Here is a 21,144-nt window from a genome sequence, read left to right on the forward strand (position 1 = left end):
CCTGCTGAGTCGCTCGAGCTTGTGTGCTTTGTTGTGTTTGGTGGTGTGGGGGGGGGGGGGGGGGGGGTGGGGGCCCCGCGGGGGGGGGGGGGCCCCCCCCCCCCCGGGCACCGCGGCTAGAGCGCGCGGTCCGGGTCGGGGGTGCGGCCGACCAGGATCACCACCGAGCGCGGGCCGATCAGGTACTTCCCGGCGTTCTCCAGCTCGAGCTCGGTGCCGGGGGTGCGGATGTCGTGCGGGGCCTCGGCCCCGGTGTCCGCGAACAGGTGCCAGCTGCGGCCGTGGGGCAGCGCCGGCAGCTCCAGGTCGTGCGCCTCCCAGTGGGAGTTCATGGCCACGTAGACGACGTCGTCGTCCCCGAGGCCGCAGCGGGCCACCGCCAGCAGACGGCTCCCGCCCGACCAGTCGGGCTGCCAGGCCCGGGCGCCGTGCCAGCTGATGTCCGGCAGGCCCAGGTCCTCGCGGATCTGCCCGGTGGGGTGGGAGGTGGAGCGCAGCTCCCGGTGGCGGCCCCGGAAGGCGATCATCTCCCGGGTGAAGCGGAGCAGTTCGCTGTTCTCGTCGACCTGGCTCCAGTCGAACCAGGACAGCTCGTTGTCCTGGCAGTAGGTGTTGTTGTTGCCCTGCTGGCTACGGCCCACCTCGTCGCCGGCCAGCAGCATCGGGATGCCCTGGCTGGTGAAGAGGATCGCCAGCGCGTTCTTCATCTGGCGCAGCCGCAGCTCGTTCACCGCGGGGTCGTCGGTGGGTCCCTCCGCCCCGCAGTTCCAGCTGTTGTTGTCGTTGGCCCCGTCGTTGTTGCCCTCGCCGTTGTCCTCGTTGTGCTTGTCGTTGTACGAGACGAGGTCGGCCAGGGTGAACCCGTCGTGGGCGGTGAGGAAGTTGACCGAGGCGGAGGTGCCGCGGCCGGAGTACAGGTCCGGCGAGCCGGCGAGCCGGGTCGCCAGCTCCCCGGTGACCCCGGGGTCGCCCTTGAGGAAGCGGCGCACGGTGTCACGGTACTTGCCGTTCCACTCCGCCCAGCGGCCGTACGCCGGGAAGTTGCCGACCTCGTAGAGTCCGCCCGCGTCCCAGGCCTCGGCGATCAGCTTGGTGTGCCGCAGGACCGGGTCGTAGGCGAGCAGCTCCAGCAGCGGCGGGTTGGGCAGCGGCGTGCCGTCCGGGGACCGGCCCAGGATGGCCGCGAGGTCGAAGCGGAACCCGTCGATGTGGTAGTCGGCGACCCAGTGGCGCAGGCAGTCGAGGACGAAGTTGCGCACGACGGGGTGGTTGCAGTTGACGGTGTTGCCCGTGCCGCTGAAGTTGAAGTAGTACCCCTCCGGCGTGAGCATGTAGTACGTGGCGTTGTCGAGGCCCTTGAAGGAGATCGTCGGGCCCTGCTCGTTGCCCTCTGCGGTGTGGTTGAAGACCACGTCGAGGATGACCTCGATGCCGGCCGCGTGCAGGTCCTTGATCAGGGTGCGGAACTCGTCGCCCTGCATCCCGTAGCGTCCGGTGGCCGCGTAGCCGGCCTTGGGCGCGAAGAACGAGACGGTGTTGTAGCCCCAGTAGTCGTAGAGCCGCTCGCCCGTCTCCGGGTTGGTCCGCGGGTTGTCGCTCTCGTCGAACTCGAACACCGGGAGCAGCTCGATGCAGTTGACCCCGAGCTCCTTCAGGTACGGGATCTTCTCCCGCAGCCCCGCGAACGTGCCGGGGGCCGTGACCTGCGAGGACGGGTGCCGGGTGAAGCCGCGCACATGGGCCTCGTAGACGACGAGGTCCTCGGCGGGCAGCCGCAGCGGTGTGTCGTCTCCCCAGTCGAAGTCCTGCAGGCAGACCCGGGAGCGGTACTGGTAGCCGCGGCTGCGGTCCGGCTCCACGCCCCACACGTCCCGGCCGGCGATCAGCCGGGCGTAGGGGTCGGAGAGGACCTGGCGGGCGTCGAAGCGGTGGCCGGTGGCCGGGTCGAAGGGGCCGTCGGCCCGGTACCCGTACTCGATGTTCTCGTGGTCGAGGCCGAAGACCGTCATGGCGAAGACGCTGCCGGTGCGGAACTCCTCGGGGAACTCCAGCTCGGCCATCGGCTCGGGCTCTCCGCGCTTGTAGATGACCAGGGTCATGGAGGTGGCCTGGTCGGAGTAGACGGAGAAACTGACCCCGCCGGGGACCACGTTGGCCCCGAACGGGTACGGCTTGCCCGCGCGGACGCGGTACCCGCCCACTTCGTGGGTCGGGTACGCGTCGACGCGCAGGACCTGTTCGGACCGGGCCTCGGTCATCGGGCGACCGCGCTCTCGACCGGGGTCCTGGTCCTGCCGGCGGCCCGGGCACCCGCCTTGGCCTTGGCCTTCGCCTCGGCCGCGGCGGCCTCGCCGGTCTCGAAGAAGTCGAGGAAGCCGGTGGCCGACATGACGAACCGGACTTCCTCGCTCACCCCGTACAGGGTGACGGCGACGCCGGCGTGCTGGGCCTCGCGGTAGACGACCAGCAGCGTGCGCAGGCCCGCGCTGGACACGTACGTGACGGCCGTGAGGTCGATGCGCAGCGGCCGGCCCTCGCGGACCAGCGGCAGGAGCGCCGCCAGCAGCTGTCCCGAGGTCTCGCTGTTGATCTCGCCGGTGGCGACGAGCACGGTGGCCGCCTTGTTCCGGCGTTCCTTCACGTTGAGAGTCATGGCTTGCTTTCCCCTTCTGTCGGGGCGCCCCCCGTTGAGCGCTATGACGTCACCGGCCGCAGCCGGACTTTGACCTTGACCCGCCCCTGGACGTCGGGCAGCCGGACCGTGAGCCCGTCCGCGTCGAAGTCCGTGTACGGCTTCTCGTCGATCTCGACGGACGCGATCCGCACCGAGCCCGCCGGCAGCAGGTCGGGCGAGACGCGCAGCACGCGGTCGGGCAGGCCGGCCGGGTCGGGCTTGAAGTGGAAGTCCATCTCCCGGCCGTTGATGAGCAGGTTGTTGTAGACGGCGGCGAGGTAGCACAGCTCCGCCGAGTGGTACATGGACATCGAGTGGCTGCCCTTGAGCCGCTCGGTCCCGAGCAGGTACGGGGTACCGCTCGCGAGGACGTTGAAGTAGACGGCTCCCTCGTCGTGGTCGAGGAAGAAGGTGTTGTAGAAGGACTCGGCCTGCCGGGCCTCGCGCAGGAAGGCCTCGCCGCCGATGGTGCCGTGCAGGATGAGGTAGGCGAGGATCGCCTGCTCCTGCTGCCACCAGGCCTTGCGGTCGTGCCAGGCGAAACGGTACGCCTCCTGGTCGCCCTGCTTGATCCGCTCGACGACGTCGTACCAGCCGCCGCGCTGGAGGTCGCTGCCCACCGCCGGCATGATCTCGCCGATCTTCCGGGCGAGGTCGGCGTAGGCCGGCTTGGCCTTCAGCGAGTTCATCCGCATCAGGTTCCAGGCGATCTTCAGGTTGTGGCCGACGACCGCGCGGTTCTGCTGCCAGCTGTGCTCGGTGTCGTGCGACCAGTCGCGGAAGAAGCGCTCCTGCACGAACGGGCTGTGCCCGTAGTCCGGGAACCGCTCCGCGATCGTGTCGAAGGTGTACTCCAGGAAGTCGGCGTACTTCGGGTCGCCGGTCGCCAGGTACAGGTTGATCAGGTACGCGGGCGCGTGGTCGCCGACCGAGTTCCAGTTCTTGCGTTCGGCGTTCTCGCCGAGGGACTCGTGGTCCGGGCTGAACAGGATCGGGTCGACGTGCGAGTAGTAGCCGCCCTGCTCGCGGTCCAGGAAGAACTTGTCGAAGAGCCGGATGGTGGCGTCGGCGTCGGCCTTGATCCGCACGTCGCCGGTGACCCGGTAGGTCTGGATCGGGCCGGCGAGGGCGTAGATCTGCTCGTACATCGGGATCGCGTCGTAGTCGTCGGCGAACTCCGAGGTGAACAGCTTCTTCTCGGTGTCCCCGTCCACGCTGATGCCGTGGTACCAGAAGACGACGTCCTCTTCGCTGTCCACGACCCGCATGTGCTTGCGCAGGTACTCGGTGCCGCGCTCGGCGACCTCCAGGTATTCGTCCTTGCCGGTCAGCAGGTAGGCCGAGGCCATGCCGTAGACCAGGCGGGAGATCGTGTCGGTCTCCTGGACGTGGCTGGCGGTCTTGTCGCCGCCCAGCCGGATCTCGGTGCGGTACTCGGTGAAGTCGACCGGCCCGTCGCCGAACTGCGCCCGCTTGTAGAAGTCGGCGAGGGACTCGATCTGCTTGATCCACCAGCCCGACTCCTCGAACCGGTAGTCCTCGGCGCCGCGGCCCAGGAACACCAGGCGCTTGGCGTCGAACCGGCCGCCGTGCTCGGGGTAGTGGACGCCGTAGGCGAAGAGGAACCGGCCGGGCGAGAGCATCTCGTCGATGTGCCCGGAGGCGTCGATGTACGGCTCGTCGAGGTTGCGGACCAGCTCGGCGCTGGGTCCGGAGGCCAGCGAGACGTCGAACTCCCGGCCGTCCGGGGTCTTCAGGCGCAGCAGGCGGGAAGCGGTGTCGAACCGGCTGACGTAGCCCGCGATGGTGTCGGAGAAGGAGAAGCTCACGGCGTCCGCCATGTCATGCACCGTCCTTGTCGTGAGAGCGGTCGTCCTCGAATCCCTGACTGACCTCGACGATCACCCCGTCGGGGTCGCGGACCCACACGGTCCGCCAGCCGCAGATGAAGTCGTCGAAGTCGAGCGGCCCCAGGGTCACGTCAGCCGCGTCGCCCAGCTCGGCCAGGAACGCGTCCACGCTGTCGGTCTGGAAGGCCAGGTGGCGCATCCGGCCCGGCTCCTGCGGCCCGTCGTCGTGTGCCGTACGGGCCGGGCCGGTACCGGAGGCGAAGAGCTCCAGGTACGCGTCCCCCCGGCGCAGGAACACGATCTGCGACGCGCCGAGGTCCACGACCCGGGCCCGGCTGAAGCCGAAGTAGCGGGTGTAGAACTCCTCGGTCGCCTTCTGGTCCGCGCAGTTCAGGCCCACGTGCGACCAGTCCATCCGGCGCATCAGCCGGCCCTCCGCCCCCGGTCGGCCGCGAGCAGGTCGATGATGCGGCGGGCGAACAGGTGGTGGTGGGCGCCCGTGCGCCCGGTGACCAGGTCCCCGTCGACCACCACGTCCTCGTCGACGTACTGGGCGCCCATGTTGCGGACGTCGCCGATCAGGTTGTTGTGGCAGACCACCTTGCGGCCGCGGACCTTCCCCGGGATCGAGGAGGCCAGCCACATGCCGTGGCAGATGATCCCCTTGAGGACGGTCGGCTCGTCGAAGGCCCGCCGCAGCAGGTCCGTCGCCGGCGCGAGGACGTCCACGTCCTCGGTGTAGCGCAGCCGGTCGGCGACCATGCCCGAGGGCACGATGACCGCCGCGTACCCGCGCAGCTCCTCGTCGCCCATCCCCTCCAGGGACTTGTCGGCGGTGAACGGCGCCCGGAACTCGTGCCCGGTGAAGGTGATCGAGTCGTTGCCCCACAGCCGGGTCAGGAAGTCGACCTCGGCGCCCTCCTCGGCGAACCGGCGCTGGTAGTAGAAGATCTCCGGCTCGTAGAAGTCGCTCTCCACCAGGACCGCGATCCGGGTCCCGCTCAGCGCGCCCTCGCGCAGCACGGCGTCAGCCACGGGACAGCCCCTCTCTGCCGCGGAGGAAGTCCGCCGCGCGCTCGGCGATCATCGCGATCGCGGTGTGGCAGTTGCCCGACGGGACGGCGGGCATCACGCTGGCGTCGACGACGCGCAGGCCCCGCACGCCGTGCACGCGCAGCTCGGGGTCGACGACGGCGAGGTCGTCGATGCCCATGCGGCAGGAGCCGGACTGGTGGTGGTAGCTCTCCGACTTCTGCTTGACGAAGGTCCGCAGCTCGTCGTCGGTGGCCAGGCCCGGGCCGGGCTGGAGCTCCTGCTTGTACCAGGGCGAGAACGCGGACGTCGCGAAGATCTCCCGGGCCAGTTTGACGCCCTGCACCATCCGCTCCAGGTCCCACCGGTCGCCCAGGTAGTTGGGGTTGATCAGCGGGTGGGCGAGCGGGTCGGCGCTGGCGAGCCGGATCCAGCCGCGCGAGACGGGCCGGACGACCCCGGGCAGGATGCTCACCGTGTTCGGGTGGTCCCTGCCGACGATCACGTCGAACGGGACGTGGACGAAGGCGATCTGCAGGTCCGGGGCGGGCAGCCCGGGGCGCGAGGACAGGAACAGCGCGCTCTCGGACAGGTTCTGCGCCGGCGCCGGCAGCTCCTGCGTGACCTCGGCCATCAGCCCCGTCAGCACGTGGTTGTGGAAGTTCTCCCCGACGCCGGGCACCGCCGCGGTGACGGCGATGCCGTGCTCGCGCAACTGCTCCGGGTGGCCGATGCCGGAGAGCAGCAGCAGCTTGGGGGACTCGATCGCCCCGGCCGCCACGATCACCTCCCGGCGGGCCCGTACGGTGTGCGGGCCGGGAGCGGCGGCGGCGCTGTGGCCGTCCCGGACGGTCCGGCCGGGGATGTCCGCGGTCGGGGCCAGCTGCACGTACTCCACCCCGGTGCAGGTGTCGCCGTCGAACAGCAGCCGGGTGCTCTGGGCGCTGGTGCGTAAGGTCAGGTTCGGGCGGTCCAGCGCCGGCTCCAGCCAGGCGGCGAGCGCCCCCTGGCGGCGGCCGTCGGCGACGTCGATGTGGTGCCAGCCGGTGCCGAAGAGGCCGCGGCGCGGCCCGTCGGTGTTGAAGTCGGCGATCTCCTCGTGGCCGAGCTCGACGGCGGCGTCGATGAAGGCCCGCGAGACCGGGTTGGGCCGGTGCCGACCGGCGTGGGTGACCCGCTGCGGGCCCGTGGTGCCGGTGGTGGTGGCGGTGGCGTCCTCCTGGGCCTCCAGGCGGGCGAAGTACGGCAGGACGTCCTCGTGGGCCCAGCCGGCCGCGCCCTGGTAGGCCCAGTTGTCGAAGTCCGAGGCGTGGCCCCGGATGTGCATCATGATGTACAGGTTGCTGCTGCCGCCGGGTCCCCTGCCGCGCGGTTCGTAGGTGCGTCGGCCGTCGAGCCCGGGCTGCGGGACGCTGGTGTAGCCCCAGTCGACGGGCCCGCCGAGCAGCTTGTACCAGGAGGACGGGTCGTCCACCTCGGGCGGGATGCGGTTGCCGCCCGCCTCCAGGACCAGGACGGAGACGTCGGGGTCCTCGCTCAGCCGGTTCGCGAGGACGCTGCCGGCGGTGCCGGCTCCGACGATGACGTAGTCGTACTCAGCTGCGGCCGTCACGTCTCCCCCTCATTCCTGGCTCAGCGCCTGGAACGGGACGGTGTCGTGGAAGTTCGCCATGTAGGCGATCTTCCCGTCCGCGATCCGGAAGAAGTTCATGACCTCGGCCTCGATCGCCTCGCCCGAGGCGCTGACGGCGCTGAGGTGGGAGACGGCCGCGGCCTTCACCCCGTCGGCGTCGACGATGAAGTGCACGGGCCGGTTCTGGAAGGCGCGGTACATCGTCCCCATGCCCTTCATCATCGAGCGCAGCACTTCCAGCCCCTCGATGTGCCCGGCGAGCTGCTCGTCCATGACCTGGTCGTCGGCGAACAGGTCGCACCAGCGGTCCCAGTCCCCGGCGTTGGCGTACTCGTAGTACTTCCGAAGGATTTCCGTCGTGTCCACAGTGGTCATCGCGCTCCCCTCCCCTATCGGTCCCTGCGGGTTCCGTCCGGCGTGATCGCCGCCCAGAACTGGCTGAACGCGGTCGCCGAGTCCCCGAAGAGCCCGTCGCGGCCCTCCACGATCCGGCCGTCCCGCCACCGCATGAAGTGGAAGACCGGGTAGTCCATCCGCTCGTACGGGGACGGGCTCGCCGGATCGGCGCCGTCCCGCAGGGCGGTGTTGCGGCAGACGTCGGCGCTGCAGTCCTCGCCGGTGAGGACGGCCTGGATGTCCATCCGGAACGTGCCGCCCGTGAGCTTGTGGGTCCGGCCCATCAGGTCCAGGAAGGCGTCGAGGCTCTCGTACCAGCCCGCCAGCGGGTGGTTGCCCGGCACGAGCCAGCGCAGGTCCTCGGCGTAGTACTCCAGGATGCGCGCCCGGTCCCCGGAGCCGAGGGCCCGGTAGGCCGCCTCGACCCGCTCCCGTGTCACTTCGGTCATCGTCGTCGCTCCTCGCTCGCCGGCGCTCAGAGAGAGGCCGAACCGGGCATGGGGGCCAGGTCGTTGACGGTGTACTGCTTGATCAGCGGCCCCTGCGGGCCCGCCACCACGGTCCACGTCTGGTCGGCGTCGAAGCCGAGCCAGGTGCTGCGGGCGGCCGGCGCGTCCCAGATCTTGGCCTGCCAGTTGACGAGGACCCGGACGACGGCCCGGTCGCCCTCGATGACCGGCTCCACCTTCGTGACCGTGTGCACCTCGTCGAAGAACCGGTGGGTGACGGCCTCGTACCAGCGGCCGAACCCGTCGTGCCCGAGGAAGGTGTCCTCGGGGACCTTGAACTCCAGGTCCTCGGTGATCAGGGCGAGCACCTGGTCGGCCGGCGCGTGCCGGTCCAGTGCCACGTACCAGTTCTCGGCGAACGTGCGGATCGCGTCCTCGGTCAGCTGCTGCCGCTCGGCGGGCATGCGGTCTCCTCCTGTCCGTGCTGGGTGGTGCCGTGACTGATCTGCTCGGATGCGGGTGCCGGCTCAGATGTGGATGTCGACGAGGAACGGACCGGGGTGTTCGAGCATCCGGACCGCGGCCGCGGCGGCCTCGTCCGGCTTCTCCACCCGGGTCCCCTCGGCACCGAGCGACCGGGCCAGCCCGGCGAAGTCGATCTCCGGGTGGGACAGGTCGAAGGAGTCCGGGAAGCCGTGTTGCGGGATGTCCCGCTCCCGCCAGTACTGGGCGATGTTGTCGTCCAGCAGCCGGTACTTGCGGTTGTTGCAGACCACGAACTTGGCGTCGACGCCGTGCCGCACCGCGGTCCACAGCGCCTGGTAGGTGTACATCGCCCCGCCGTCCCCGGCGAAGCCGACGACCAGCCGGTCCGGCCGGGCCAGCTTGACCCCGACCGCGCCCGGGAAGCCCACCCCGAGCGAGCCGCCCCGGGTCAGGTGGTAGTCACCCGGCCGCTCGGGCGGCAGGTAGCGGGTGACCAGCGGCGAGGTCGTCAGCGCCTCGTCGAAGACGATCAGGTCCCCGCCGGTCCGCTCGGCCAGGGTGCGCAGGAAGACCGCCATCGGCGTGCCGTCCTCCCCGTCCCCGGCGGAGCGGGCGGCGAGTGCGCGCTCCCGGGTGCGGGCGTCGACCCGGGAGGCCGCGGCGGCCCGCTGCCGCGGGGTGAGCCGCTCCTCCAGTACGCCGGCCAGTGCGCGCAGCGCCTGCCGCGGATCGGCGGCCAGGCCGAGGTCCACCGGGTGGTTCTTGGCGATCTCGTAGGCGTTCAGGTCGATGTGGACGACCTTGGCGCCGGCCCGGAAGGGGCTGTCGAGCTCGGGGAACACCTCCGGGAAGACGTAGGTGCCCACGATCAGCACCCCGTCCGCGTCCCCGACCAGCTCCTTGCTGTGCGGGCCGAACATGTGCCCCGTCTGCCCGCGGCGCAGCGGGTGCGAGGCCGCGATGTTCACCTCGGAGGAGTCCACCTCGTACACGTCGGCGCCGAGCAGTTCGGCGACGGCGGCGAGCTCGCGCTGCGCCCCGGAGAGCGCGACCCCGTCGCCGACCAGGACGACGGGCCGCTGCGCGGAGGCCAGCAGCTCGGCCGCCCGTCCCACGGAGGCCGGGGACGGCGCCACGTCCGTGAGCGGGACCGTGGCGGGCAGGACCGGCTCGGAGTTGAGCTCGTCCAGCACGTCCATCGGCAGGGCCACGAACACCGGGCCGCGCGGCGGGGTCAGGGCGATCTTCACCGCCCGGCGCAGGGTGCGCAGCACGGACCGCGGATCGGTGACCCTGGTCGCGTACTTGGTCACCGGTTTCGCCAGGGCCACCAGGTCGCAGGCCATCTGCGCGTCCATGGCGTCGTAGCGGATCCCGGCGTCGCCGGCGACCACGACCAGCGGGGTGTGGCCGCGCAGCGACTGGTAGAGCATGCCGATGCCGTTGCCGAGGCCCACGCCGGAGTGCAGCTGGAGCAGGGCCGCACCCCCGGTGGCCCGGGCGTAGCCGTCGGCGATGCCGGCGGCCACCGTCTCCTGGAGGGCAAGGACGTACCGGAAGTCCTCGGCGGCGTCCACCGCGTCGAGGAATCCCTGCTCCACCGTCCCCGGATTTCCGAACATCACCGTCAGGCCGTCGGCCTTGAACTGCTCGATCAGCCTTTCCCGTCCGGGAGTGGCTCCCATGAATTCCCCCTCTTTCTAGGAGAGTTTCCGGATTACCAGCCGTAGCGGGTGAGGCCGTCCTCCAGGACTTCCACGATCTTCTGCCCCGTCAGGTACGAGTCGGGGGTGGAGCGGCCGGTCACGAACGGGTAGTCGACGATCACCGACAGCGGGTGTCCGAAATTCCCGTGGTAGGCCCCGTCCGGGCCGGTCGCATCGCGCAGGATGTACTCCAGCGGGTACGGCGGCGGGCCCATGTTGAAATCGGTGCCGAGGAATCCGGTGCCGTCCTTGTAGTCGTACTCCTTGCAGTGGCCGGTCACGTGCTTGCCCCAGATGATGCTCTTGCGGTCGCCCCAGTCGCGGGCGAAGGCCAGGCAGGCGACGCCGTAGCACTCGGCCGCCACGACCTTGCCGGCCTCCTTGAAGGCCAGGATCAGCGCGTGCACGCGCTCGTTGTTGGCCAGGTCGGCGATGGGGCCGCTGCCGCCGACGATGAGGATCGCGTCGTAGTCGGCGACGTCCTGGGCCAGCCGGTCCAGGTCGCGGTGGTACTGCTCCAGCTTGCGCAGGTATCCCTCGTCGCTCGTGTACGGGCGCTCGGGCACCCACGCCTCGATGTCCAGCGGCGAGTCCAGCCGGCTCGACTGCTCGAATTCCCGTCCCAGCCGGGCGTTCTCCTCGGTGGTCACCGAGCGGCCCAGCGGAGGGTCGATGTAGTTCGCGTCGAGGCTCGGCGGAAGTGCGTGCGCGCGCTTTCCGGTCGGCGTGGCGAACACGACCTCGTAGCCCCGCTCGTCGAACTTCGAGACCGGTCCTATCAGTTCCTCCGCCCAGTAACCGTGTTCGGAGACAATGACCAGAATCTTTCTGCTCACGGATTCCTCCAGGCGCCGCCTGTTGTGTTGGCGTCCACCACACTGCTTGTGGCCGGGAGCCTGCGTCAAAGCGCCGGTGTGCGACTTCGTGAGGTAGCGGGGCACCTGTTGGGGGCACCTCACGTAGTCGTCCGAGGAGTTCATGAAGTAGCCGCGGGACTTCCTGACTTCGGCCGAATCACTGAACCATTCACCATCCGTCGCCCTATGGTCTGGACGCGCCGTGAATCACGGGCGCGCGGAGGAAGAGCACTGCGCGGACGAGGAGAGGGACGGGGACGATGACCACGGGCCTGTTGTGCACACACACCGATCAGATACGCCCGGTGGAGCCGGGCAGCGAGGGCTGCGAGGAGTGCCTGGCCCTCGGCGACAGCTGGGTGCACCTGCGGATGTGCCTGAGCTGCGGGCACGTCGGCTGCTGTGACTCCTCCAAGAACCGCCACGCCACCCGGCACTTCCGCACCACCGATCACCCGATCGCGGCCTCCCACGAGCCGGGCGAGGCCTGGGCCTGGTGCTACGCCGACAAGCTGATGCTGGACCCGGCATGAGTGCGGCCCCCGAGAGCAGGACGGGCGCGGCCGCGGCCGCCACGACCGCCACGACCCCTGCGCCCGCCGCGGCCGCCGAGCGGGCGGAGAACCGCAAGCCGGTCATCCTGGCCGTGGACGACGACCCGCAGGTGCTGCGCGCCGTCCGCCGGGACCTGCGCAGCGCCTACGGCGACCGGTACCGGGTCCTCGGCGCCTCCTCGGCCGCCGACGCCCTCAAGATCCTCGACTCCCTCGACGAGCGCGGCCACGACCCGGCGCTGTTCCTCGTGGACCAGCGGATGCCCGACGTCACCGGGGTCGAGTTCCTCCTCGAAGCCGTCAGCCGGTTCCCCGATGCCCGCCGGGTGCTGCTCACCGCGTACGCCGAAACGGACGCGGCGATCACCGCCATCAACCGGGTCCGGCTGGACTACTACCTGCTCAAGCCGTGGGACCCGCCGCACGAACGGCTCTTCCCGGTCCTGGACGACCTGCTCTCGGACTGGCTCGCCACCTACCGCCCCGCGTACGACGGCATCATCGTCGCCGGCCACCTCGTCGCCCCCGGCACACACGCCGTCCGCGACTTCTTCACCCGCAACGGCCAGCCGTTCCGCTTCCTCAACGTCGAACGGGATCCGGAAGCACTGACCCTGATCGCGGCCCAGCCCGACGCCGCCCTGCCGCTGGTCCGCTTCCCGGACGGAGCGGTGCTCTCCGCCCCGAGCGACACCGAGCTCGCCCGCCGGCTGGGCCTGGCGACCACCGCCTCCCGCCCCCACTACGAGTGCGTCATCGTCGGAGCCGGCCCGGCGGGGCTCGCCGCCGGCGTGTACGCGGCCTCCGAGGGTCTGTCCACGCTGATGCTGGACTCCCGCGCCCCGGGCGGCCAGGCCGGCACCTCCAGCCTGATCGAGAACTACCTCGGCTTCCCCTCCGGCCTGTCCGGCGGCGACCTGACGCGCCGGGCCACCATCCAGGCCTCCCGGTTCGGCGCCGAGATCCTGCACCCGGTGGAGGTGGTCTCGCTGACCCGCGACGACCCGGCGAAGATCCTCACGTTGTCCGACGGCACCGAGATCAGCGCCGAGACGGTGCTGCTGGCGACCGGGGTCTCGTACAACCGCCTCCAGGCGCCGGGCGCGGAGCGCTTCGAGGGGGCCGGCCTGTACTACGGCGCGGCCACCACGGAGAGCTCGGCCTGCATCTCGCAGCACGTGTACATCGTGGGCGGGGCGAACTCGGCCGGTCAGGCGGCGGTCCACTTCGCGAAGTACGCGGCCCGGGTCACGGTGCTGGTGCGGGCGGACTCGCTGGACGCGAGCATGTCCCGCTACCTGATCGACGAGATCGAGCGCACCCCGAACATCGAGGTGAAGGTCCGCACGACGGTGGTCCGGCTGGACGGCGGCGAGCACCTGGAGAGGCTGACCCTGCACGACGCGGCCACCGGCGAGGACACCGAGGTCCCGGCGCGCTTCATGTTCACCTTCATCGGTGCGCGCCCGCACACGGACTGGCTGTCGGGCGTGGTCGAGCGCGACGAGTACGGCTTCGTCCTCACCGGCTCCGACCTGGTCGCCAACGGTGGCGAGCTGCCGGCCGAATGGAGCCTGGAGCGGGCCCCGTATCCCCTGGAGACGAGCGTTCCGGGGGTCTTCGCGGCCGGTGACGTCCGGGCGCACTCGGTCAAGCGGGTCGCGTCGGGCGTGGGCGAGGGCGCGATGGCGGTCTCGCTGATCCACCGGTACCGCTCGATGGGCTGACGGCGGGGATGTCGATGGGCTGAGAGCGAACAGGGGCGGGAGCGGCCGCGAACCCCTTGCGATCAAGCGCGCATCGGATGCAACGTCGATTACATGATTACATCCGAGCAGAGCGAGCAGCTGCGCACCTGGTTCGCGGACCGCCTCCCGGTGGACGTCTACGAGTCCCTGGTCGAGGTGGCGGTCGACCGCGAGGAGATCACGGTCGTCGGCACCCTCCCGGCCAACGAGTCGGTCAAGGCGTTCCGCGAGCGCACGCGCCAACAGCGCATGGAGGTGGCCCGCGAGGCGGAGGAGCTCTACCGCCGCAAGGTCGCCTGGGCCGTCCAGTCCGGGGACGACCGCATCCTGTTCACCCACCTGGCCGTCCCGGTGATGACGCGCCTGCGCCAGCCCGAGCGCCAGGTCCTCGACACGCTGGTCGAGGGCGGCGTGGCCCGCAGCCGGGCCGACGCCCTCGCCTGGTGCGTCCGCCTGGTCGGCCGCAACACGGACGAGTGGCTGACCGAGCTCCGCGACTCCCTGGCCAAGGTCCGGGAGGTCCGCGAGACGGGTCCGGACCGGAAGGACGACGCCGACTCCCAGAAGTCTGGGTCGGAATGACGAAAGGGCCCCACGTCGCGGCATGATCGCGCAAGGCTTGGCCGCGACCGACCTCCGACGCCCGACGCCCCGACCCAGGGAGAGGCAGGCCACATGACCACCACCGTCGAATACATCCGCTACCGGATCGCCTTGGACGACCAGCAGGCCTTCGAGGACTCCTACCGGCAGGCCGCGGAGTCCCTGGCCGCCTCACCCGAGTGCATCGACTACGAACTCTCCCGCTGCGAGGAGGAGAACGACCGCGAGCGCTACATCCTCCGCATCCGCTGGACCTCGGTCGACGCCCACCTGAACGGATTCCGCAAGGGCGAGCACTTCCCGGCGTTCTTCAACGCGATCCGACCGTACGTGAAGGCCATCGAGGAGATGCAGCACTACCGCGTCACCGACGTGGCCGGCCCCGGAAAGGCCTCGTCCCCGTCATGAGCACCACCCCCACGCCCGGCACCACCCCCACCATCTACGAGTGGATGGGCGGGGAGGAGGCGATGAACCGCCTCACGGAAGCGTTCTACGGCCACGCCCTTCAGGACGAGGTCCTGGCCCCCGTCTTCGCCGGCATGGACGCGGAGCACCCCCGGCACGTCGCGGTCTGGCTGTCGGAGGTCTTCGGCGGCCCGGCCGACTACACGGCCCACCACGGCGGCCACCAGCACATGGCCACCAAGCACCTGGGCCGCGGCATCACCGAGCGGCAGCGCCGCCGCTGGGTGGACCTGCTGATGGACACGGCCGACGAGGTCGGCCTCCCGACGGACCCGGAGTTCCGCGCGGTGTTCGCCTACTACATCGAGTGGGGCACGCGCATGGCCCTGATCTACTCGGGGCCCAACCCGCCCCCGGTGGACGCGGCCAAGATCCCGATCTGGTCCTGGGGACAGACCCCACCGTGGATCCCGAAGTCCTGACAGCCCTGACCCCTCGTTCCCCCGTCGGGGCCGGCCTGCGCCGGCCCCGACGGCGTTCCGGGGGCGGACACGGGCAGGGACCGGGGCAGGCACGGACAGGGCGGGCACGGGCAGGACCGGCCGTGGCGTCAGGCGGCTACGCCCGCGCGGCGGCCACGACCACCTCCAGCGGCGGCCCGCCCGCCACCTCCCGCCAGTGGGCACTGGCCTCCTCCAGCACCTCCTGCAGGACGTCCCAGTCCTCCGGCCGCGCCTGCTCCAGCTCGCGCCACCCCGTCACGGCCACGAGCCGCCCCGGGGCCGCCGGCAGCCAGCTCAGGTCCCTCAGGCAGTCCGCCAGCGCGTCCCAGTTCCGCCCGAACCACTCCGGCAGCCCGAACGCCTCCGCGCACGCGTCCATCAGCCGCGCCCTCGTCCGTACGCCGTCCAGGTCGAGCCGTACGACCGCCCAGCCCACCGCCTCGGCGGCCGCCAGAGCAGGGTCGAGCGGATGCGGATGCGGGTTCGCATGCGGGTCCATGGTCATCGGAGAACCGCCTTGAACGAGTTGTAGTGGTCGCCCGTGTAGTAGAACTCCCCGCCCTGCCCGGTCACGATCCGCCGGGGCCCGCGGTCCCGCTCCCCCGGCGTCTTCACCGTGTACTCGTGGTAGTAGCCGCGCTTCTGCCGCGGCAGCAGCTTCTCGAAGTTCCCGAACACGGTCCCGTCCTGCCGGTACGGGTACGGCCCGCCCTTGTCGATCAGCGCGAGCACGTCCCGCGCCTCCCGGGGCAGTTCCCCGGCCCGTACGGTGGCCATGCCCGCGGCCCAGGCGGGCGCACCGGCCTGCGTACGGCCACGCGTACCGTCAGCCGCGGACGGCCCGCCGCCGGCGCCGCCGCACCCGACGGCACCCCCGACGAGCGCGACGCACAGGAAGACGGCGCCGAGCAGACGCCCGAGGAGGCGGGAGCGGGAGAACAGCAGCGATCGGGGCACGGTCCGGAAGATCATGCCCCGATCGTGTCAAAACGGTCGCCCACCCCGCGCATCACGGGCGCGGGAACTCACTCGTCCGGGTCGGCCCGGTCCAGCGCCGGCCGCAGGCCGGGGGCGGACTCGGTCAGCAGGTAGTCCGCCACCGCCGTGTCCGTGACCAGGCTGGTCACCAGGCCGGAGCGCAGCACCGCGCCGATCGCGGCGGCCTTGCGCAGGCCGCCCGCGATGGCCACGACCTCGGGGATCCGGCGCAGCCGGTCCGCCTCCACGGTGATGCACCGCTCACCGAGGTCGCGCCCGACCCGGCGGCCGTCCTTGTCGAACAGGTGCGCGGACATCTCGGCGGCGACGCCGAGCGAGGCGTAGTGCGCCCGCTCCTCGTCCGTGAGCATGTCGTGGACGGTGGAGATGCCGGGCTCCCAGGAGCCGATGGACACCGCCGCGACGGTCACCTTGTCGAAGTACTCGAAGGCCCGCGCGATCCCCGTCTGGTTGCGCAGCGCGGCCGCGGTCGCCGGGTCGGGCAGCAGCATCGGGGCGTAGATGGGGTGCGCGTCGCCGCCCGAGACCTGGGCGGCACGACGCACGGCCTCCACGGACCCGCGCTCGGCCGTACCGGCGTCGTACACGCCGGTGAGCTGCACGACGGTGCACTGCGGGAGCCGGCGCAGGGAGGCGGCCATGTGGATGGTCGACCGGCCCCAGGCCAGACCCAGGACGTCGCCCTCGCTGACGAGCTCGCCGAGCAGGTCGGCCGCAACGGCACCGAGGTTCTCCGGGTCGGGGGCGTCGTCGGCCGTGTCGGCCGGGGACTCCACGACGACCGCGTGGCGCAGCCCGTAGCGGGCGCGCAGCGCGTCGGAGCGCTCCGCGTCGAGCTCGGCCGGCACCCGGATCTCGATGCGCACGAGGTCGCGTTCAAGAGCGGTCTCCAGGACCCGGGCCACCTTGAAGCGGCTCACGCCGAACTCCTCGGCGATCTGGATCTTGGACTTGCCCTCCAGGTAGAAGCGGCGGGCCATGGCCGCCGCCTGCACCAGCTCCGCGGGTCCCATCCGCAGGGCTGAGCGTCCCGCCGACACACCAGACACCGCGATCTCCTCACTGCTGTTCACACTCTCGACTCGCCGTTCATCCTGTCAGATTCGGCGGCCGTTGATCAGCCTGGACGGCTCCCGTTCACCAAGCCGTCCACCAACCCTTGATTTTGTTGTCTCCGCTGTCCCAGCGGCCTCAGTGGCCTCAGTCGCTCAGGTGGGCCGGGCAGCGTCAGTGGTCGCACACCCAGGGCGCCGCGGCGATGGCGACGTCCGCCTGCTCGCGCAGCGTACGGACGGCAGCCGCCGGGTCGACCGCTCCGTAGACCGCGCTGCCCGCCACGAACACGTCGGCGCCCGCCTCCGCGCACCGCTCGATCGTCGTGGCCGAGACCCCGCCGTCGACCTGGAGCCACATCTCCAGGTCGTGCTTCGCGATCAGCTCGCGGGTTCGGCGGATCTTGGGGAGCATGATGTCCAGGAACGCCTGGCCACCGAAGCCCGGCTCGACCGTCATGATCAGCACCATGTCGAGCTCGGGGAGGATGTCCTCGTACTGCTCGATCGGCGTGGCCGGCTTGAGCGCCATGGCCGCCCGGGCGCCCTTGGCCCGGATCTCGCGCGCGAGGCGCACGGGCGCGGCGGCCGCCTCGGCGTGGAAGGTGACGGAGCTGGCGCCGGCCTCGACGTACTGCGGGGCCCAGCGGTCCGGGTTCTCGATCATCAGGTGCAGATCGAGCGGCGTGTCGGTGGCCCGGCTCAGGGACTCCACGACGGGCAGACCGAGGGTGAGGTTCGGGACGAAATGGTTGTCCATGACGTCGACGTGCAGCCAGTCGGCCCCCTCGACGGCCTTCACCTCGTCGGCGAGGCGGGCGAAGTCGGCGGACAGGATGCTGGGAGAAATCTGAGCGGCCATGCCCCAAGCCTGCCATGCCTCCGCGCGGTTCCGGCCACGACCCCGCATCTCGGCGGTGGCGTAGCGCTGCTTAACGACATTCGGAGATCAATTAACTTGTCCTTCGGGATGGGCGTCCATCACGGTTCGGTACATGACACCCCCACTCCCCCGCCACGGACGCACGCGGACAGCGTCGGCGCCCCCGGACACATCTCCTCCGCGCGGTCAGGCCCCGGCGAAGCGTTTAAGCCCCACGCCCCCGTCGGCCACCACGCCCCCGTCCAGCCGGAGCGGCCCGCCGAAGCCCGACCCGGAGGCCCCCACGACCGCGCAGTCGGGCGCGGGCGGGGACGCGGGACGGGGCCCCGGCCGGGATGCGGGCTCGCCGTGGGTGAACCGGAGCTTCCGCCGCCTCTTCGGCTCCGTCGCCCTCGGCCAGTTCGCCGCCAACACCAACCACGTCGCCATTCCCCTCCTCGCGCTGGCCGCGCTCGACGCCACCCCCGCACAGGTCGGCACGCTCGCCGCGCTGTCCACGGCCGCGTTCCTCCTGATCGGCCTCCCCGCCGGCGCCTGGGTCGACCGGCTCCGCACCCGCCGCCTCCTCATCGCCGCGGACCTCACGCGGGCCGTGCTCCTCGCCTCGCTCCCCGTCGCCTGGTGGCTCGAAGCACTCACCCTCACCCACCTCTACGCCGTCACCCTCGCCCACGGCTGCGCCACCGTCTTCGCCGACGTCGGCTCGCAGAGCCTGCTGCCCCGGCTGATCCGCCGCGACGGCCTGGTCCGGGCCAACGCGGCGCTGGTCACCCTCATGGCCGTCGCCAACATCGCCGGCCGCGGGGCCGGCGGCGCCCTCGTCGCCGCCCTCACCGCACCCGTCGCCCTGGCCTGCTCCGCAGCCGCCTACCTCGCCTCGGTCTTCCGCCTGACCCGCCTGGGCGCGGTCCCCTCCCCCGCCCCGGCTCCCCGCACACCCCTCCTGGCCCAGATCCGCGAAGGGCTCGGCCACGTCCTCGACCACCCGGAACTCCGTGCGCTGGCCCTGAGCGCCACCCTCTCCAACCTGGGCGGCGCCGCCATCAACACGATGCTGCCGGTGCTCTTCGTCCGTGAGCTCGGACTCTCCCCGACGGTGCTGGGCCTGTTCTGGGCGACCGGCGGCATCGGGCTGCTGCTGGGAGCGCGCCTGGCCCGCCCTGTCGCCGCCCGCGTGGGCTACGGGCGCGCCCTGCTCCTGAGCCTCACCCCTGCCGCCCTGTTGGTTCCCCTGGCCGACCACGGGCCGTGGCTCGGCGTGGCGGGCGCCGGGTGGCTGCTGGCCATGATGACGATCGGCTCGAACAACGTCCTCGCCGTCAGCCTGCGTCAGCAGCTGACCCCGGACGCCCTCCTGGGCCGCATGAACGCCACCTTCCGCTTCATGCTCACGGGTGCCCTGGCCCTGGGCTCCGCCGCCTCGGGACTCCTCACCGAGCTCACCTCCCTGCACACCACCCTCTGGACCGGCGCCACCCTCCTGGCCCTGGCATGGCTGCCGCTGCTGCTGTCGCCGGTACGGAGGCGGAAGGAGGGGACCTGAGGGGAGGGGCAGACGGGGGGAGGAGGGGAAGGGAGGGGAAGGAGGGGTATGAGCAAATGAGGAGGCTGAACGGAAGCCGAGGAGAGCGGGATAGCAGCCGACCGGGGTCGGAGGAGGATCCGGGGTTTCCCGGCAGCCCATTGTCCTTCCGGTTCGAGCCGGCCCGTCAAGGGCGCTCCTCCTTCGTCGTCGCGTCGCTGCGCGATGTCGCTTCGCTCCACCCTTGACAGGCCGCCCCGCCCCGGAATGCCAACAGACTGCCGGGAAGCCCCCGAAGGACGGCCAGGAGGACAAAAACCAGAAACGGCCCCATCAGGGACGCAGGGCCCTCGGCTCCGCCTTGCAGAGGCGCCGCACGCCCGGCACCGCCAGGCCCCGGGCAGCGCCGGGGCACGGGCACGAAAGCCACCCGCCCCCCAAGCGGCCACAAGAGCGCCTGCTTGGGAGGGATACGGCCCCAACCTGCAGCAAATGTCGACCAGAAGCCCATCCGGACACGCCAGACGCCCCAGACCGCTACGCGCTCCTCTCATCTCGGCGTCCGACGGCCGTCTGGGGCGGGGAGCGCGACAGATCGCTACGTACTGGCGGCTGCTCGGCGACTGACCACCGTCTGGGGCTCGGAGGCGCAATCGGTCGCTGCACAAGGCGCGGCAGAGTCGGCGACTGACGGTTGTCCAGGGCTGGTGTCGGCACCTGTGCGGCGTGAAACGCGTTCGCCGAGGGCCTGACCTTGAGTCATGATCACGGCATGTTGGAGGCGAAGCTAAATCAACTGGCACTGTTGTGGAACGACTTCAGGAGCCTGCCTTTCCCACAGGGCTTCTACCGTCGAGAGCCCGAGGGCGAGTGCATGGTTCTCATGGACACGCTCCTTGGCGGGTGTGTCTCCTCCACCTTGCACGGTCCCTTGGATGACTGGCGCCGAGGCGTCCTGCAGAAACGCACACCGGTTCTCGAGAGGATCCTTCCGTCCATCGGCGATGACGAGTACGGGGCTCAGTACTTCACGCACTTGCATGCGATGGCCGTACTGGCAGCCGAAGTCGACGCTGCCCGGAGCGCATAGCCATGAGACCCCTCCACTCCGGCAGCCGACGACCGAGCGAGTACCAAACGAGCCTCCATGCGCAGCAATCCGCAATCCGTGGCGCCTCCTCGCCGAGAAGACCGGCAGTCGCAAGGGGAGGAGGAGCACGTAGCGATCTGTCGCGCCCACCAGCCCCAGACGGGGGCCAGGCGCCGAGACGAGAGAAGCGCGTAGCGATCTGTCGCGCCCACCAGCCCCAGACGGGGGCCAGGCGCCGAGACGAGAGAAGCGCGTAGCGATCTGGGGCGTCTGACCGGCCCGGATGGGCATTTGGTCAGCATTTCGTGCAGGTTGGAGGCCTCGTCGCTCCCGAACGGGCCCTGGTGTCGGCCTTCGGGGCGGCTGTCTCGTGCCAGCACCCCCGGCGCCGGGCGGCCCTGGTGGTCCTGGGGCATGGGTATGTTGCGAGGCGGAGCCGGGGCCCTGCGTCTCTGACGAGACCCGTCCCTTGAACTGTCCCCCTGGCCATCTTTCGGGGGCTTCCCGGCAGCTCTTTGGCATTCCGGGGCGGGTCGGTCGGTCAAGGGTGGAGCGCAGCGACATCGCGCAGCGACGCGACGACGAAGGAGGAGCGCCCTTGACGCAATGCCGCGTAGTTAGCGGCTTGCTTGTTGTGTCAAGCGGTTCGGGGAAGGCCGGACATGGAGGCGGGGCTCCGCGTAGGACAGGAAGTCGACC

The 21,144-nt window shown here is 71.0% G+C and carries 21 protein-coding genes; 6 read left to right on the plus strand and 15 right to left on the minus strand.

The window, feature by feature from the left end:
• Positions 1-116: 116 nt before the first annotated feature.
• From glgX to ACFVGY_RS35565, 11 genes are all read right to left on the minus strand, one after another.
• Positions 117-2,258: a glycogen debranching protein GlgX gene (gene glgX / locus ACFVGY_RS35515; protein ID WP_385685982.1), complete on the minus strand. Its 2,142-nt coding sequence runs from the start codon at positions 2,256-2,258 to the stop codon at positions 117-119.
• Positions 2,255-2,653, minus strand: coding sequence for an STAS domain-containing protein (locus tag ACFVGY_RS35520; protein WP_385685985.1), 399 nt, complete (start codon positions 2,651-2,653; stop codon positions 2,255-2,257). The genes glgX and ACFVGY_RS35520 overlap by 4 nt, the downstream gene beginning before the upstream one ends.
• A gap of 41 nt (positions 2,654-2,694) precedes the next feature.
• Positions 2,695-4,515 carry an AGE family epimerase/isomerase gene (locus tag ACFVGY_RS35525; protein WP_385685988.1) on the minus strand — a complete coding sequence of 607 codons (1,821 nt, stop codon included), beginning with the start codon at positions 4,513-4,515 and terminating at the stop codon, positions 2,695-2,697.
• A 1-nt stretch (position 4,516) separates the two neighbouring features.
• A complete protein-coding gene (locus ACFVGY_RS35530) occupies positions 4,517-4,948 on the minus strand; it encodes a VOC family protein (RefSeq protein WP_385685991.1) in 432 nt (143 codons plus the stop codon).
• Positions 4,948-5,559, minus strand: coding sequence for a DJ-1/PfpI family protein (locus tag ACFVGY_RS35535; protein ID WP_385685994.1), 612 nt, complete (start codon positions 5,557-5,559; stop codon positions 4,948-4,950). Before ACFVGY_RS35535 ends, ACFVGY_RS35530 begins: the two co-directional genes overlap by 1 nt.
• Positions 5,552-7,168 (minus strand): GMC family oxidoreductase, encoded by a 1,617-nt coding sequence (locus ACFVGY_RS35540; protein ID WP_385685997.1) that lies wholly within the window; start codon positions 7,166-7,168, stop codon positions 5,552-5,554. Before ACFVGY_RS35540 ends, ACFVGY_RS35535 begins: the two co-directional genes overlap by 8 nt.
• Positions 7,169-7,177: 9 nt before the next feature.
• A complete protein-coding gene (locus ACFVGY_RS35545) occupies positions 7,178-7,564 on the minus strand; it encodes a nuclear transport factor 2 family protein (protein ID WP_385686002.1) in 387 nt (128 codons plus the stop codon).
• 14 nt (positions 7,565-7,578) lie between these two features.
• Entirely contained in the window at positions 7,579-8,034 is a 456-nt protein-coding gene (locus ACFVGY_RS35550; protein ID WP_360633924.1) for a nuclear transport factor 2 family protein, read from the minus strand.
• Between the two features lie 26 nt (positions 8,035-8,060).
• The gene (locus tag ACFVGY_RS35555) at positions 8,061-8,498 is read right to left on the minus strand and encodes a nuclear transport factor 2 family protein (RefSeq protein ID WP_385686006.1); all 438 of its coding nucleotides are present in this window, start codon (positions 8,496-8,498) and stop codon (positions 8,061-8,063) included.
• Positions 8,499-8,561: 63 nt separating this feature from the next.
• Positions 8,562-10,205, minus strand: a complete 1,644-nt coding sequence (locus ACFVGY_RS35560) for a thiamine pyrophosphate-binding protein (RefSeq protein WP_385686009.1) — start codon at positions 10,203-10,205, stop codon at positions 8,562-8,564.
• Between the two features lie 32 nt (positions 10,206-10,237).
• A complete protein-coding gene (locus ACFVGY_RS35565; RefSeq protein ID WP_385686012.1) occupies positions 10,238-11,062 on the minus strand; it encodes a type 1 glutamine amidotransferase domain-containing protein in 825 nt (274 codons plus the stop codon).
• A 281-nt stretch (positions 11,063-11,343) separates the two neighbouring features.
• On the opposite strand from ACFVGY_RS35565, the gene ACFVGY_RS35570 reads away from it, so the two are divergent.
• From ACFVGY_RS35570 to ACFVGY_RS35590, 5 genes are all read left to right on the plus strand, one after another.
• Positions 11,344-11,616: a UBP-type zinc finger domain-containing protein gene (locus tag ACFVGY_RS35570; protein ID WP_361091446.1), complete on the plus strand. Its 273-nt coding sequence runs from the start codon at positions 11,344-11,346 to the stop codon at positions 11,614-11,616.
• Positions 11,613-13,364 (plus strand): FAD-dependent oxidoreductase, encoded by a 1,752-nt coding sequence (locus tag ACFVGY_RS35575; protein WP_385686015.1) that lies wholly within the window; start codon positions 11,613-11,615, stop codon positions 13,362-13,364. Before ACFVGY_RS35570 ends, ACFVGY_RS35575 begins: the two co-directional genes overlap by 4 nt.
• Positions 13,365-13,457: 93 nt before the next feature.
• Positions 13,458-13,967: a hypothetical protein gene (locus tag ACFVGY_RS35580; RefSeq protein WP_385686018.1), complete on the plus strand. Its 510-nt coding sequence runs from the start codon at positions 13,458-13,460 to the stop codon at positions 13,965-13,967.
• Between the two features lie 93 nt (positions 13,968-14,060).
• The gene (locus ACFVGY_RS35585) at positions 14,061-14,396 is read left to right on the plus strand and encodes a putative quinol monooxygenase (RefSeq protein ID WP_385686021.1); all 336 of its coding nucleotides are present in this window, start codon (positions 14,061-14,063) and stop codon (positions 14,394-14,396) included.
• The gene (locus ACFVGY_RS35590; protein ID WP_385686024.1) at positions 14,393-14,878 is read left to right on the plus strand and encodes a group II truncated hemoglobin; all 486 of its coding nucleotides are present in this window, start codon (positions 14,393-14,395) and stop codon (positions 14,876-14,878) included. The genes ACFVGY_RS35585 and ACFVGY_RS35590 overlap by 4 nt, the downstream gene beginning before the upstream one ends.
• Positions 14,879-15,014: 136 nt before the next feature.
• Here the strand turns inward: ACFVGY_RS35590 and ACFVGY_RS35595 are convergent, their stop codons facing one another.
• From ACFVGY_RS35595 to rpe, 4 genes are all read right to left on the minus strand, one after another.
• Positions 15,015-15,404 carry a barstar family protein gene (locus ACFVGY_RS35595; protein WP_385686027.1) on the minus strand — a complete coding sequence of 130 codons (390 nt, stop codon included), beginning with the start codon at positions 15,402-15,404 and terminating at the stop codon, positions 15,015-15,017.
• Positions 15,401-15,871: a ribonuclease domain-containing protein gene (locus tag ACFVGY_RS35600; protein WP_385686030.1), complete on the minus strand. Its 471-nt coding sequence runs from the start codon at positions 15,869-15,871 to the stop codon at positions 15,401-15,403. Before ACFVGY_RS35600 ends, ACFVGY_RS35595 begins: the two co-directional genes overlap by 4 nt.
• A 53-nt stretch (positions 15,872-15,924) precedes the next feature.
• A complete protein-coding gene (locus ACFVGY_RS35605; protein ID WP_361091468.1) occupies positions 15,925-16,971 on the minus strand; it encodes a sugar-binding domain-containing protein in 1,047 nt (348 codons plus the stop codon).
• 154 nt (positions 16,972-17,125) lie between these two features.
• Entirely contained in the window at positions 17,126-17,812 is a 687-nt protein-coding gene (gene rpe, locus ACFVGY_RS35610) for a ribulose-phosphate 3-epimerase (protein WP_385686033.1), read from the minus strand.
• 373 nt (positions 17,813-18,185) lie between these two features.
• Between rpe and ACFVGY_RS35615 the strand changes: the two genes are divergently transcribed.
• Complete coding sequence (locus ACFVGY_RS35615; protein ID WP_385686036.1) at positions 18,186-19,376, plus strand: MFS transporter; 1,191 nt, start codon at positions 18,186-18,188, stop codon at positions 19,374-19,376.
• Positions 19,377-21,144 lie beyond the last annotated feature (1,768 nt).

This window comes from Streptomyces sp. NPDC127106 (assembly GCF_042677605.1).
Taxonomy (GTDB): domain Bacteria; phylum Actinomycetota; class Actinomycetes; order Streptomycetales; family Streptomycetaceae; genus Streptomyces.